Below are 15,572 nucleotides of genomic sequence, written 5' to 3'. Positions count from 1 at the left end.
TCATTTCAGGAAATTAGCGGGCCAGCGTGCGGTTCGTTTCTGGGTCCTTGCCTTTGAACACATTCTCGTCAAACTTGAAGCGCAGGCGCACGAACCATCCCTTGGAGGTGTAGTCCGCCGCGCTCAGGTCGCGCTCACGGAAGCCGCTGACGTTAAAGCCCGCCGACAACCACAGGTTCTGCTTGACCAGGTAGCCCACTTCGACCCCGCGCGCATATTGGCTGCTGCCTTTGTTCTGCGGGCTGTGCAGGTAGGCGGCGAGCACGCCGACGTCCCAGTTTTCGGTAATGTCGTACACCACGCGGCCCGACGCCATCCACGCGCTGTAGGTCTGCTGCCCCACCGGCAAATTGCGCTCGCGGCTGGTCTTGGCGGCCAGGCGGCCAGTGCTCCACCACGGACGGCTCGGGTGGTAGTCCAGGTGCGTCGAGACGATGTGCGCGGCGTAATTGTCGCCATCGGCGCGCGCACCATCGCGCACGTTTTTGTACTCGTAGCGCGCCAGGCCGTTGAACTGGTTATGGTCCACCGGACGCCAGGCAAAGCCGAGCTGCGCGCGTTCTTGCAGGCTGTTGGCCAGGGGCTTGCCGCTGATGTCGTCGTTGTTGCGCGTCAGCAGGGCGTAGTTGCGGGCCAGCACGGTCCAGTCGCGGTCGAGCTTGCGCACGAAGGACAAGGTATTTAACCATTGGTCCTGCGACTGGTTGCCGATCTCGCCCGGGCTGTCGAACAGGCGACGCCATTCGAGCTTGGCCGAGGCTTTCCACAGCGGATTGGCGGTGTAGTCGAGCGCGGTGGCCAGGGCCACGCCCTTTTGCTGGCGGCCATCGAACACGTGCAGGTATTCGGCGTTGGTGCTGAGCGCCAGGCCTTCCGAGACGTTCCAGGTGTTGCGCGCGCCGCTGGCCAGTTGCAGGTCGCGCCCGTCGGCCAGTTCGGTATCGAGCGCATCGCGCAGGCGGTATTCGGAGAAAATGCTGGCGCCCGGCAGGTAGGTCGATTCGACCCCGGCCACGAAGGCGTTGCTCTTCTCGGCCGGATTCAAGGCGTAGCGCGAGGCCAGGCCGGTCTGGTTTTCATAGCGGGCATACGCACGGCTGCGCTCGGACAATTGATACTGGGCACCGAGTTCGTAGCGCTTCTGGTTACCGTCCGACACGCCATGTTCGACCACCGCCGTCAGGCTGAGCAAGTCGGTGGCCTTGTACTGGGCGCCGATGGCGACCGTGTTGGCGTCCAGGGTGCCGCGCGTACCCGGCGTGGTGGTCGCGCCGACCGGTGCGAAGGTGGTGATGGCGCCGCCGTTGACCGGGCTGATCGCGCTGTTGGTGTTGCCGAAGCCGAAGAAGCCGCCGCTCGGATTGAGTCCGTTGGCGTTCGAGACCACGCCGGTGTTGCTGGCCATGCCGACCTGGTTGCGCAGCTCGCCTTCTTCCTTCATGTGTTGCAGGGAGAAGTCGAGCGTCAGGCGCGGATCGGCTTTCCACAGCATGCCGACGCGCACGGCGTCGCGCTGGGCGACCACTTGCTGGTCGCGGCTTTGCAGCGCGCTGGCGTATGCCGTGGTGGTGGACGTGAATTTGGCGCTGACATTGACGCCGGCGTCGCTGTGACCGGGGCTGATGCCGGCCGCGGTGTTGTTGAATTCGTCGTCGGCACGCTGCCAGTAGGCCCGCGCCTCGACCGTCTCGCCCTTGTGCGACAGGGCCACGCGCGCGGCCTGGCCCGTCGCCGAACTCGACAACTCGCCCGCCTGCCCGCTCGGCGTGGTAAACACCTGGCCGTTTGCGGTGTAGGTGGTCGATTCGCTCTGGGCGAATTCGGCCACGAAACTGGTGCTTGGCGCCAGTTTCACGGTCGCGTTCACGCTGTGCAGGCGGTATGGCGACTGCGGATTCTTGTCGTCGACCGAGGCCATGCCGACGCTGATGCTGTCGTTCAGGCGATATTCGCCGTCGATGCCCATCACCCAGAAATCGTCGCCGCCCTGCTCCACCTCGTAGGTCACGCGGATCGATTGCGGATCGCCTTCGGGCGTGACCGACGGCACGGCCTGCTTGAACAGGATGCGGCCCGAAAACGGCTCGAAGCTGTAGTCTTCCAGGCGGCGCATGGGCGTCACTTGCTTGACCAGGTCGGTCTGGTTCTTGTCGCGCACGATCAGTTCGACGCGCTCGGAATTGGTCAGCGCGCCATTGTTGCGCACGGCGAAAGGACCGGAGCTGCCGTTGGCGCGGTATTCTTCGATCACCTGCTTGGCGTTGTCGTGGAAGGCGAAGCCGCCCAGCTTGCCGCGTGCGCCATCCCAGTTGCCGCGCAGGCCGGTGGCGGTGCGCTGGTACTGGCCGAGCTTGCGCGCTTCCAGGCCGACGTTCGGACCCGGCACCGACGACATGGTGCCTTCGCTGGTCGAAAAGTCGCCGTACAGCACGTAGCTCTTCTTGTCGTCCACGCGCACGTACAGGCGGCCGGCCGAGCGGGCGTCGAACGCGGTCGTGGCGCTGTCGCCGTAGACCGGGTAGAACTCGTTCGGGTTGATGTCGCGTTGCAGCTTTTCCTTGGTCTGCTGGTCCGAATCGTAGGCGGCCGTCAACAGCTTGCTGCCGAGGATGGTGCCTTTGACAAAGAACGCGGAACGGGCGCTGGCATTCGCCTTGCCGCTGTTGAACTGGCGGCTCCAGCGCGTGATGTCTTGCTCGAAGCCATCGTTAAAGCGTGCCGGTGCGAGGTCGCCGGCGTTCAGGTTGCGCTTGGAAATCACGCCTTCGATCAGGCCCACGGCCAGCATCTGGCGCAGTTCCGGAACAAAGCTGATCACGCCCTGGGTGCTGATCTTGCCACCGTCCACGCGCAGCAAGACTTCCTGCGCGGCGGCCGGGGCCAGCAGGCGGAACTGCGCCTTGCCGCCCTTCACGCGCAGCTGCATGCCGGGCGTGACCTTGTTGGCGTCGCCGTTTTGCGGACCCAGGGCGTCGGTGGCGGCGCCGTCGAGCAAGATGCGGCCAGCCGATGCTTCCAGGGTCAGCAGCACGTCATCCTTGAGCGGCTGGCCGTCTTCGCCCAGCACCTGCACGCTCACGCGCACTGGCGATTGGCCATCGGCTGGCACGCCGTCGCGGTCGGTTTCGACCAGGATGCGCGCCACCTTGGCGCTGGCGTCCAGACGCCCGCTCCACAGTTGCGGCGCCGCCATCTGGGCGCGCAGGCCGGCGTCGGCCGGGGCCGATGGCAGCACTTGGGCGCCGGCGTTCGGGAAAGCGCAGGCGACTGCCAGCGCGCCCGCCAGCAGGCGACCGGTGCCGCTGCGTTGAATAAGAAGAAGTTTTTTGTTCGTCATGATGTTCATCTGTGCCAGGCGGGATGGTTGCTTATTGCGCACGGGCTTCTCCCGCGCCGGCAGGGATTGCTCCCCGGCGTGGCTTGACCAGTTCCTGGTTGGCGCTGTCGGTCGCCTGCCGCGGCGCGGCAGGGGCTTTGCTGTCGAACTTCAGGCCCGGCAGGCGAACGGCTTCCGTTTCCGGGGCGCGCGTTCCACCCTGGCTGCGGCGGGCTTTCAACTGCTCGATGACCGGCGCCGAGCACGAACCTTCGGCAAAGTCGGCGCGCAGCAGCTCGCCATTCTTCGCGTCCAGCCAGATGCTGTTGGCGTCGCCCAGGTTGCGGTTGCTGGTCGTCGTCAGGCGGCTGCCGCGTGGCAGGGTCAAACTGTCGGCCTTGATCACGTGCGATTTCGGGCTCAAGCCGCAGAAGCTGTACTTGCCTTCCACATCGGTCGTGAACGAGGTGCCGTCTTCCATGTACAAACGCACACCTGGAATGCCCAGCTCTTCGCTGTCCTGCACCGAGTTACCGTTGCAGTCCACAAATACCTTGCCGGCAACGCATGCTTGCTCGGTGAACACACCACCGGTCAGGCGCACCTTGTACTCGGCGCGGTTGGACGGGTAAGCGCTTGGTACCGGCTGGTACGAGCCCGGCGTGACGCAACCGCTGGCCACGTTGCAGGCATACGCAATCGCGCGGTTGATGCCGTCGCCCTGCAGGCTGCCGACGCCGGCGCGCAGGCGGTAGGTCAGTACCGCTTGCTTGTTGCTGGCCAAAGGACCCAGGTTGAAGGCCAGTACGGGACCCGCCACCACGGCCGGATCGGCCACCGGCTTGCCATCGACCTTGACGGTGCCAGGCACCAGCGAGAAGCCGGCCGGCAGGCTGTCGCGCACCGTTGCCTGTGCTACCGCGGTGCCGCTGGTCTGGCGCACGGTCAGGGTGTAGAGCAGGCTTTCGCCGAACTCGAGTTGCTGCTTGTCGCCGGTTTTGGTCAGCGCCAGGCCAGCCGCTTCGATTTTGTCGATCGGCAGGTGGTTGTTGACCACCGGTGCGCCGTTCGGACCAACCGTGAACGTGTAGTAATACTGGGTCGTGTCCGCCCCGCCCGGCACCAGGCCAACGCAGGCGCCCGGTTTGTGCAGGTTGACACCGGTTGCCGGAGCACCGTTGGACTTCTGGACCAGCGCCACATTGGCATTGGCCGCGACCGGCAGCGCACCCTGGCACGACGGAATCTTCGCCGATTCGGCCGGCACGTAGCCAATCGGATAGGTGCTGATCGCCAGCTTGTAGGTACCGGCCGGCGCGCCGTTTTGCAGGAAGAACTGGTACACGCCGTCGCTGCCGGTGGTCTGGTTGACTGCCGCCAGGCCGCCCAGCAAGTGACGCGCCGGATCGAAGCCGGCCGGACCGCTGACGGTCACGACCGCGCCACGCACCGGTTGACGGGTGACGCTGTCGTACACCACGCCCGACGGGTTCAGCGGCAAGTTCTGCTCGGTAATGTCGCTGTTATCAAGCAAGGTGATGTCGCGGATCACGCCAGCGGCCGGCTTGCCTGCGTTACCGGCCGAAGTCGGAACGTTCGGCATGCCATTGCCATCCTTGGTGAAGCTGATATCGAAGCCAGGACCGGTCGGCAGGCCCGTGCCTTCGTAGCCAGGACAACGCAGGTTGTCGAACTGGTAGAAACCGTTCGCATCGCTCTTGACCGTGCAGATCGGTTTGCCGTTCTGGGTCAGGGTCACGGTCCAATCCTTCACGCCTTCATGGTCGTTCGGACGGGTGCGGGTATGGCCGCGGTCCATCCAGACATAGCCGCTGATGATCGGGGCCTTGACTTCAGGACCCGGACGCACGCGCTCGCCGAACAGGTTGCCACCGATTACGCCGTTGTTGGCCGCCAGCTTGTCGCTGGTGACGTCGATCTGCGCGATCGTATTTTGCGACGGCGCGGTGCCGAAGCTGCTGTTGTCCACCGTGCCGCCCGCGACGCCGGCGGTTTCCTTGCCATCCATGTACTTCGAGGTCGGCAGGTCGGTTTGCGACTCGACCAGGGTGTAGCGGCCGGGAACCAGGTTCTCGAACACATACTTGCCATCGGCGCCGGTCACTGCCACGCAAGCTTGCGCGCAGTTCTCGCCACCCGTCATCGTCACGTGTACACCCGGCAACGGGGTTTCGCCCGCGTCCATCTGGCCGTTGTTGTTGGCGTCCACATACACATAGCCTTCCAGGCGTGCGCGGCGTTCGCCGAACAGGTAGTCCACGCCGTTTTGCGCCACGCCCAGCTTGATCGCGCCGATGGTGTTCTTCGGCGCGGTTGCGTCGAAGCCGCTGTTGTCGACCGTGCCTGCAACGGCGCCGTCGATCTTGCCGGCGGTTTCCTTGCCGTCGATATAGGCGGCCGGATGGGTTTCCACCAGGCTATAGGTGTCCGCTGGCAAGCCAACGATCAGGAAGCGGCCATCGTCGCCGGTGGTGGCGCGTCCCGCTTCGCCCTTGCTGCCAACGGCGCTGACCGGCACGCCGGCAATGCCAGGCTCGCCCGCGTCTTGCACGCCGTTATGGTTGTCGTCGCGATACACCACGCCCGCCAGGCTGGCGCCCACTTCGCGGAAATCGTAGTCTTGCGCATCGGTGCCGCTGGCGATCACGATGGCCGTGGTCTTGTTCGGACCCGCGTCCAGGGTGCCGCCGGCGGTGCCGATGGCGCTGCCGGTGTTGGTCGGGAATTCGCCATAAGCGGCTGGCTGGGTTTCGACCACGGTGTAGGTGCCCGGAACCAGGTTCTCGAACAGATAGCTGCCGTCGGCGCCCGTCTGGGTGGTGCGTGCGGGAATCGGCACGCCTTTGGCGTCGACACCGGTCAGGGTGACGGTCACGCCGGCCAGGGCTTCGCCCGGCTCGCGCTTGGCATTCTTGTTGCCGTCAACGTACACATGACCGCCGAGCTTGGCCGGGCCGACGACCACGTTCGGATCGAACTCGCGGAAGTCGTAACCGGTTGCCGCGCCGCCAGCGGCGGGAATCAGGATCGCGGTGACCGCGTTCAGGCCGGCCGCGCCGCCGCCCAGGGTACCGATCTTGGTGCCGGTGGCGGCCTCGAAGTCGGACCACTTGGCTGGCTGGGTTTCGACCAGGTTGTAGTTGCCAGGGATCAGGAACGGGAACAGGTAGTTACCGTTGCTGTCCGTCTGCACGGTCATGGTGACCGGGGCGCCTTTGGCATCGACGCCGGTGAGGGTCAGGGTGACGCCGGCCAGCAATTGCTCGCCGCTGTCGCGCTTGCCATCTTTATTGGCGTCCACATACACGGTACCGGCCAGCGAACCGTTGGCGCCAGGCGCATTGCGCTCGCCAAACAGATAGTTCACGCCTGCCGCGCCTGGCGTCAGGTTAATGCCGCCGATGCTGTTTTTCGGGGCGTTGATGGTGCCGCCGAGCGAGCCGGCCGTATCGCGGCCATCGTCCACGCCGCCCGGCTGGGTTTCGACGATGCTGTAGTTGCCCGCCATCAGGCCGGTGAACAGGAAGCTGCCATCGGCGCCGGTAACCACGGTACGCGGGGTCGGGCCGACCAGGCGCACGGTGACGCCAGGGAATGGCGGCTCGCCGCTGTCGCGCACGCCGTTGTTGTTGACGTCGAAGTAAACGCCGCCGGCAATGCTGGCGCCGATTTCGCGGAAGTTGTAGTTCACGGCGGCGTCGCCCTGCACCAGTTGCAAGCCACTGATGCTGTTCGGTACGGCTACGCCGGCCGCGACGGCGCCGATGGTGCCCGGCAGCGAGCCGGTATTGCCAGGGAAATCGTTAAAGCCGGCCGGATGGGTTTCGGTGACGGTGTAACCGGCGCCGCTGCTCGGACGCAGCTTGTCGAAACGGTAGCTGCCATCGGCCGCGGTGGTGGTGGTCAGGCTGACGGCCGCGCCGCGGTCGTCAAGGCCGGTCAGGGTGACGGTCACGCCGGCAATCTGTTCGTCCTTGTCGATCGACGCATTCTGGTTGCTGTCCGCGTAGACAACACCGCTGACGCTGGCCGGCAGCAGTTCGCCGAAGTTAAAGTCGCTGTGGGTTTTTTCCACCGCGTAGGCGATGGTGCCGATCACGTTGGCCACATTGTCGACGCAAGCGGCGCACGGCGCGGCGCCGACCTTACCCTTGCGGGTGATGCCGTCCAGGTAAGCGACAGGCTGGGTTTCGGTGACGGTGTAGCCGGCGCCGTTGGCGTTGCGCAGGAAGCTGAAGCTGTACGAACCGTCGGGGTTGGTGGTGGCCGTGCAGGTCGGCGCGCCGCAGGCGTTGCCGCCGCTGGCCGCCGTGCCGCTCAAGGCCAGGGACACGCCGCCGATGCCGTCTTCGCCGGCGTCCATGACGCCGTTGTTGTTCTTGTCGGCATACACAAAGCCGCTCAGTTTGCCGGTGGCTTCACCGAACAGGTAGTTGATGCCCTTCTGGCCGGCGGTGAGCACCACGCCATTGAAGGCGCTGTCGCCGATCACGCCCAGGTTGCCGGGCACGGCGGCGCCGGTGCCGAGCGTGTTGGTGGCGTCGATGAAGTCGACCGGCTGGGTTTCGACGACGGTGTAGCCGGCGCCATTGCTGGCTGGCAGGCCGGTGAAGCTGTAGTTACCGTTGGCGTCGGTCTTGCCGATGCAGGTGCTGATGATGGTGCAGACATTCGCACCGGTCGCGGTGGTGCCCGACAGGGTCACGGTCACGTTCGGCAACGGGGTGTCGGCGCCATTGAAGGTGTCGCTGCGGTCGGCGTCCAGATAGACCTTGCCCGACAGGGCGGCCGTCGATTCGCCGAAGTTGTAGTTGCTGCCGAACTGGCCGGTGCCGATCACGATGCCGCTGAACTTGTCGTTCGTCATGCTGCCGCGAATGACACCATTGACGGTGCCGACCGCGTCGATGCCGTCGGCGTAGTTCGACAATGGCGCCGTGGCCTGGCTTTGCTCGGCCAGCACGTAGCCGGTGGCGTCGCTCGATGGCAGGCCGGTGAAGCTGTAGCTGCCGTTGCTGTCGGTGACGATGGTGCACGGGTTCGGCGAAATCGCCACGCACACGCTGGTGCCGGTCGAGGTATTGCCCGACAGGGTCACTTGCACGCCCGGAATGCCGGGTTCGCCCGCATCCTTGACGCCATTGTTGTTCAGGTCGGCATACACGGCGCCGCCCAGGCCCTGGCCGGTTTCACCGAAGTTGTTGTTGATCGCATTGTCGCCCGAAGCGAGCACCACGTTGCCGATAGTGCGCTTGGTCAGGCCGAGTACCGGGGTATTCGCGGCCAGCACGGTGGCGCCGTCGTTGCCGCCCTTGCTACCGATGGTCATGCCGGTGTGGGTCACGCCCGACAGGGTCTGCTGCACCACCTGGTAGGTACCCGGGCGCAGGTTGGCGAAGCTGTACGAACCGTTAACGCCGGTCTGCACGATGGCGTTCACCGGGCCGAAGTCGTCGGTACCCGAGAGGGTCATGGTCACGCTGGTCACGCCGGCGCTCTCATCGGTTGCCGGAACGTTGGTGACGTCGCGCACGGCGTCCTTGTCGAGGTCGACGAAGACGAAGCCCGACAGGGTCGCCGGTTTCAGTTCGCCGAACAGGTAGCCGGTGGCGTTGGTGCTGGCCGGCAGCACGATGTTGCTGATCTCGTCGGCCGTGGCGTCGCTGGCGGTACCAGCGGCGGTGCCGGCGGCATCCTTGCCATCGAGGTAGGTCGCCGGCTGGACTTCGGTGACCTTGTAGGTACCTGGCGAGAGGTTATTGAATACATAAGCGCCGCCGGCGGTGGTGATGGTGGTGACGTTGCTGACGGCATTGCCGTAGATATCGGTACCGTCCAGGCGCAGGGTGGCGCCGGCAATGCCGGTTTCGCCCGCCGCCTTGGCGGCGTCGTTGTTGGTGTCTTCGTAGACGAAGCCGGCGATCGAGGAAGGCTGCACGGCAACCGTGGCGCAGCCGCGGTTGTCGACGGCGCTGCGTTCGACGTCACTGGTGGTGGCGGTGCCGCAGTTTTCCAGCGCCGGGTTGGCGACGGTGGCAATCACCGGAATGCGCACGGTGGCCGACTTGTTCGCTTCGAGCAAGCCGAGGTTGCAGTTGATCGTGGCGCCGGCGCCAGCGCAGGTGCCGCTGGTCGGCGCCGCGTTGTTGGTGCTCCAGGTCAGGCCCGCGTTGTATGGCGCCGCGTTGTACGGCGCGGCCGCGCCGCCGGTGTAGACCGTCAGGCCGGCCGGCAGCACGTCATTGATCACGGTGCCGTTGCTGTTGCCCGGACCGGCGTTGTTCAGGGTCAAAACCCAGAAGAATGGCTGGCGCAACTGCACTGCCGTGGCGCTCACGTTGGCGGCGCCGTTCCAGGCGAAGGCGGCCTTGGCCATCTTCAGGTCGACCCGCATCTTGATGGTGGTGCTCTGGTCGGCCGTGTTGTTCGGCGTCAGCGCTTCAGGTTCGCGCGAGGACACCGTGACCGTCGACTGGTACGTGTCGCCCGAGCCGGTCGGCTGGCTGTCGACGCGGAAGTCGAGGTACAGGTCGGTGCTGGCATTGTTGCCCATCAAGATATCGGAAGTCGGGAAGTTACAGCTCACCGTCATCTGCGCCGGCCCCGTTACCTGGGTGTTCACCAGGTTGCAGTAATTGGTATACGCCTGTCCATCCGGCAGCAGTTTGCCGCCCAGGAAGGTCATGGTCTTGCCGGCAGGCGGCTTCATGACATAGCTCAGCTTGAGGTGGGTGGCGACCGACGGACCGCGGTTGGTGATGGCGTTGCGGTAGGTGACCACGTTGTCCGGGAATACAGCACCGCCGCCAGGCACGAAGCCCATCGGATCGACGTTGTCGGTATTGTTGACCAGCAGGTCGAGCGTGGCCGGGGTGACTGCCAGCGTGTTCGACGAGGTGTTGTTGCCCATGTCGCTGTCGTTGCTGGTCGTTGCGACCGTGGCGGTGCTGCCAATGGTGCGCGGATTCGGCTGGTTATCCATATAGTCGGGACGCGTCACGACCGTGATCGTGCGGGTCGCGCCGGAGTCCATATTGCCCATGGCGCAGCTGATGGTCCGGGTGGCCGGATCGTAAGGCTGGCATACGCCGCCGTTGCTGGGACTGATCGACAGCACGGTCATCGAGCCTTCGGGAATCGTGAACACATCGGTGACGGTCACGCCGTTCGCGGTCGACGGGCCGTTGTTATTGATCGTCATCACATAGGTGGCGTTGGTGCCGGCCGGTACCGAGCCAGGAGTCACGGTGTTGACGACGCTCACGTCGGCGACCGGGTCGACTTGCACGTCGGCGGTAGCGACGTTATTCGCCGGGACCGGATCGCCCTGCGCGTTGGAACGCACGCTGGCCGCGTTCACCCATTTGTTGCCGGGCTGGCCACTACTGTCGAGCAGGGGACGCGTGACCGTCACGGTGATTTCCACGTTGGAGCCGACCGCCATCGTGCCGCTGCTCAGGAAACAGGTCACCATCGCACCCGTGGTGCAGGTGAAGCCCGCCGGACTGGTGCCGCCGCTCTTGGCTGCGTTCACCACGGTTTTGTTGGGAATGTAGCCAGGAATCGGGTCGGACAGCACCACGTTGGTCGATTCGCCCGGACCGGCATTGGTGATGGTCAGCTTGTAGGTAATGGTCGGCGCGTTCCAGTTGAGGGTGCCCGGGGCGGCCGTCTTGGCCAGTTGCAGATCGGCGGCGTTGGGAGTCTGGGTCGATTGCGAGGTCGCGCTGACGCAGTTATTCGCGACGATCGGGTCGATCTTGGCGCCGTTGCTGTCGGTGTAGGCCGCGCAGGCGGTATTGGTCAGGGTGCCGGCGAGGGTCGCGGTGGTGGTCAGGACCAGGTTCGAGGTCTGCGCATTCAATGCCAGCGGCAGGCTGTAGGTACAGGTGATGTCCTGGCCGGCTTGCGGCGCGCAGGTCCAGTTGGCGCCGCTGGCGCCGACGAAGGTTTCGCCCGCCGGCAAGGTGTCGACGATCTTGACTTCACCGGCAAGCGCCGCGCCCGGACCCTGGTTGGTCACGCGCATGGTGCTGACCATACTGCCGCCCTGGGCAACCGGGTTCGGGGTCTTGGTCTTGGTGATCGACAGGTCGATGCCGTCCGGCACGATGCTGATATTGACCGAGCCGCTGTTGTTGCTGGTGTCGCCATCCGGCGTGTCGCTGCCGATGGTGGTGGTATTGGTGGCGTTGGTTTGCGCCTGCACGCTCGGCGCGGTGGCGCTGACGACGATGTCCTGGGCGTCGCCGACGGCATAGGTCGGGCGGGTGCAGCTGACGTTCTGGCCGTTCACGGTGCAGGTCCAGCCGGTGCCGGTGGCGCCGATCACGACAAAGCCGGCGGGCACGCTGTCGCTGACCACCACGTTGGTGGCCAGCATCGGGCCCAGGTTGCGTGGCGCCAGGGTGAAGCTCACTGGCTGGCCGCTGCCGACCAGGCCTTGCGAGACGGTCTTGGTCACTGCCAGGTCGGTGCCGACGGTGATGATGGTGTTGACCGAGGACGCGTCGTTGCTGTTATTGAAGTCGGTCGCGCTGCCGCTGATGGTGACCACGCCGGTGGTGGTGATGGTGCCGGTGGTGGTGCCGGTGGCCTTGGTGTTGATGGTAATGAGCTGCAAGGCGCCCTTGACCGCGCCCGGCGTGGTACACGTCACCACCTGCCCCGCCGCGCCGCACGACCAGCCGGAACCGGTCGCGCTCTGGTAGGTCAGGTTCGGGCTCAAGGTGAAGGTGGCCTTGGTGGCGCCGGCCGTATCCGGACCATTATTGGTCAGGTTGGCGGTGTACACCAGGGTGCCGCTGGCCATCAGGCTGCCGGGCGAGCCGCTCAGCACCAGCGCCAGGTCGGCGCCGTTGTCGATGGTGGTCAGCTGCGACAGCGAATTGTTGCCGGCGTTGCTGTCCGGATCGGTCGTGCTCACCGCAGCCAGCATGCTGACCGTCTGGCCGGCGCCGGCCAGGGTGCGCACGGTCAGGTCGATCTCCTTGAGGTCGGCGGTTCCCGCGCCGGCCCCATCGCCCGCCACCGTGGCGTAGCTGCAAGTGACCTTGTTGGTCCCGGCAGCGTAGACGCAAGCCGGATCGGTCACCGACACGAAGCTGGTCTGCGCATCGAGCGTGAACACGATCTTGACGTCATTGGCGATGTCGCTGGTGTTGTTGGTCACCGAGGCGGAATACACAATCGTGCCGCCGCGCACCGCCGGATCGGGCGTGTCGGTCAGGCGCGATACCAGCATATCGACCGCGGCGGCCTGCAATGGCAGGCCGAGCAAGGCAATCGCCGCCAGCCGGAGCAGGCCGGCAAACACGGACGATGATCGGGACTTCAACATGGGCAAGGCACTTTTAAACATGATTGGCTTCATCAATTGAGAATGCGGGCAATAAATCGCCCGCAATGCACGCGGCATCGCTGACTGCGATTGGGAATCGAACGGGAACTACTGTGCGTTGGAAAAGACAGGCTGTAGAGCGGTGGACATGAATGCAGAAACAACACTTTTCTTGCGCGACGACATTATATTCATACAAACAACATCTTACAAAGTGCTTAATGGAAATGAGACAAAAATGCAACACCGACAAGTCTGTGCGCATAGAGTCAACACTCTAGATATTTCCACATGGAAATTGATGCGAAGAAGTGGGTACTTCATAGGAGGATCAGCACGGCGCCGCCCTACCCTCCTTGCATGATCGGCGCCGCGCTTTCCCCTATGAGAGCCCGTCTCTGGCGTCGATCCCTTGCAGGGACAACAAGAGAGGCCAAGGTATTGAGATTTCTTATTGGAAACTAGGCGACATGCTAATTTCGGTGCTTTTTATCATCTTCCATGTGTTTTTGGAAATTGACAAGCGTCCTGATTGTCATATGTAAGTACAGTGCCGAAGCTTGAGCGGCCTGCCAGTCGCCGCTCATCGACGTGCGGCTCGCGGCGCCCATCGATGACCGATCCGGCCAAGGTCAAGGCTTGCTTTTGCTTTCAAGTAGCAGCGTACGGATGTCGTTCAGCACCACGCCGGGCTGAAGAAAGGAAGTGGAATAGATTTCGCGCACGGTGCCGCTGGCATCGATCAGATACACCTTGAGCAGGTGCGACAGGGTCGGCGCGCGCTGCCCGGGCGCGCGCTCGGCGGCCACCGACACATCCTGGCCGAAGCCGTCCAGGATCGGCGCCAGCTCGGCGTTCGAGCGGCTGGTCAGAAAGCGCCAGTCGACCCCGCCGCGCTCGCGCGCATCAAGCCCGCCATAGCTGCGCATGGCCGGCGGCGTATCGTAGGTGGGATCGAAACTCATGCTCACAAAGCGCACCTTGTCGCGCGTGCGCGGGTCCTGGCCCAGGGTCTTCTTCAGGCTGTGCAAGGTTTCGTACGCCAGCGGGCAACCCTTGGCGTCGGTGCAATAGGTGTAGATCAGGGAAAACAGCGTGACTTTACCGGTGGTAAATTCCGACAGCCGATGGCGGCTGCCATCGCTGTCGAGCACGATGCCATCGGGCGCCTTGTGGATGCGTTCGAGCTTGTAGGCACCCGGCGCCGGCAGCGCGAACTGCGCCGGCGCCGCGCTGGCCAACGGCGTCAGCGGCGTGAGCGCCACCAGCGCCAGCGCCCATGCCGGCAGGCCCAAGTCAGCGGCCCGCCACGCGCACGACGGGCTGCGACGCGCCCTGCCCCGCATCGGCGCTGGTGCGGCCGGGAGCGGCGCCGAACTTCATGTGGTGCGCGCGGCCCAGTTTCAGCTTGGCGAAGTCGACCTTGAAGGTTTCTTTCAGTTCCTTGCCATCCCAGGCGAACAGCTTGACGAACTGCTCGTCGTCGGAGCCCTTCTTGTCCCAGTTGGCCAGCAGCGAACTGCTGATGTACAGGCGCTTGCCGTCCCAGCTTTGCGACACCATGTTCACCTGCGAACCGGTGCGCTTGGAATAGGTTTCTTTCGGGGCTTCCGGATTGCTGATGTCAAAATAGTGCGTGGTGCCATCCATGAAGGTGTTGACCCACAAGCCCTTGCCATCGGCCGTGATCGACAGGTCGACCGGCAACGGCACCTTGGCCGGGTCGCCGATCGTGGCCACCTCTTTCGCCTGCCAGGCGCCGGCCGCATCTTTCTTGACCAGCCAGATCTTCGAGGTCAGCGCGGTGGCGGTGATGGCCCACTCGTCGCCTTCCTTGAGCGACCAGCGGATTTCGAGCGGCGCGCCGGGTACGTTCAGCACTTTTTCGGGCTGCATCGATTTCAGGTTCCACATCACCATGGTGTTGCCGAACTGCTTCATCGCCGCCGGATCCTTGATCAGCTTGCCGAGATCGGTCATGTAATTGACCGCGCCCGTGAAACTCGAGCTCAGCATCGCGTTCTTGCTCGGGCTGATCGCGATATCGTAGCCGTAGCCATCGCCGCCGTTCGTGGTCGGCATGGCGTGCCTGGCGATGAAGTCGCCCTTGCTGTTATAGACCGCCATGCCGGTCACGCCGCCGCGGTCCTTGTCGTTCGACAGCGCGCCGATCAGCATGCGGCCCGGCAGCGCGTAGAACGTGTGCGGGCCGACATAGCCCGAGCGCTTGGCGAAATCGTCGATCGTTTTCACCAGCTTCGGCCTGGCCGGATCGGTGTGCACGTCGAACACGTAGATCTTGCTGTCGTCCAGCCCGCCGGCCCAGAGAAAGCGGCGGTCGTCCGTAAAGCCCATGTGATGGGCCTCGCCGCGCTTGCCGACGGATACCTGGGCGATCACCTGGCCGAATTTTTTCGAGGCCGGATTGACGTCCATGGTGACCATCTTGTCGAAACCGTCGCCCACGCCCTTCACGCCCAGGGTCCAGACGTACAGATAATCTTCCTGCCCCTTGATCAGGCCCGACATGTAAGGCGAATTGCAGGTTTCGTCGGCGCGCGCCGCCACGGGAACGGCGGCCACGCCGAGGGCGACAGCGGCGAGCAAACTCAAACGTAAAAATTTACTGGAACCCATTGCTGATCTCCTGATCAAGCTTATGAAGACGCTAATGTACGCCTGTTTGACCTTGCTCCGCAATGGGTGAAAAATTGTTCGCCTGACCTTGTGCCAGTTGACATCCTCCCCTCCCTAAAGGAAGGGGATTCCTACGGCGCCGCGTGATGATCTACGGGTCGCTTCGGTGGGTTCCTGCTTCATCGAGCGGCCTGACTGCGCCGACTCTCCACAGGCTAAGACGCGATGTCCTCGCGCTAAAACATTCATCGCGCCGAC

General features: G+C 64.5%; 4 protein-coding genes and 1 pseudogene. All 5 read right to left on the bottom strand.

Annotated features, from left to right (window positions below; all coding sequences use genetic code 11):
• Window positions 1–13: 13 nt before the first annotated feature.
• Entirely contained in the window at window positions 14–3,337 is a 3,324-nt protein-coding gene (locus tag F0185_RS28325) for a porin family protein (RefSeq protein WP_167230651.1), read from the bottom strand.
• A 31-nt stretch (window positions 3,338–3,368) separates the two neighbouring features.
• Window positions 3,369–12,698: an SdrD B-like domain-containing protein gene (locus tag F0185_RS28320; protein WP_167230648.1), complete on the bottom strand. Its 9,330-nt coding sequence runs from the start codon at window positions 12,696–12,698 to the stop codon at window positions 3,369–3,371.
• 611 nt (window positions 12,699–13,309) lie between these two features.
• Window positions 13,310–13,972 (bottom strand): SCO family protein, encoded by a 663-nt coding sequence (locus tag F0185_RS28315; protein ID WP_167230645.1) that lies wholly within the window; start codon window positions 13,970–13,972, stop codon window positions 13,310–13,312.
• Window position 13,973: 1 nt separating this feature from the next.
• Window positions 13,974–15,314: a methanethiol oxidase gene (mtoX, locus tag F0185_RS28310; RefSeq protein ID WP_167230642.1), complete on the bottom strand. Its 1,341-nt coding sequence runs from the start codon at window positions 15,312–15,314 to the stop codon at window positions 13,974–13,976.
• 114 nt (window positions 15,315–15,428) lie between these two features.
• Window positions 15,429–15,572 (bottom strand): annotated as a pseudogene (locus tag F0185_RS35025) (RNA-guided endonuclease InsQ/TnpB family protein); the annotation flags it as partial.

The organism is Massilia rubra (assembly GCF_011682065.1).
GTDB lineage: Bacteria > Pseudomonadota > Gammaproteobacteria > Burkholderiales > Burkholderiaceae_D > Telluria_A > Telluria_A rubra.
The sequence above is the reverse complement of the archived record's forward strand: the minus strand, read 5'-3'. Positions and strand labels throughout refer to the sequence as shown.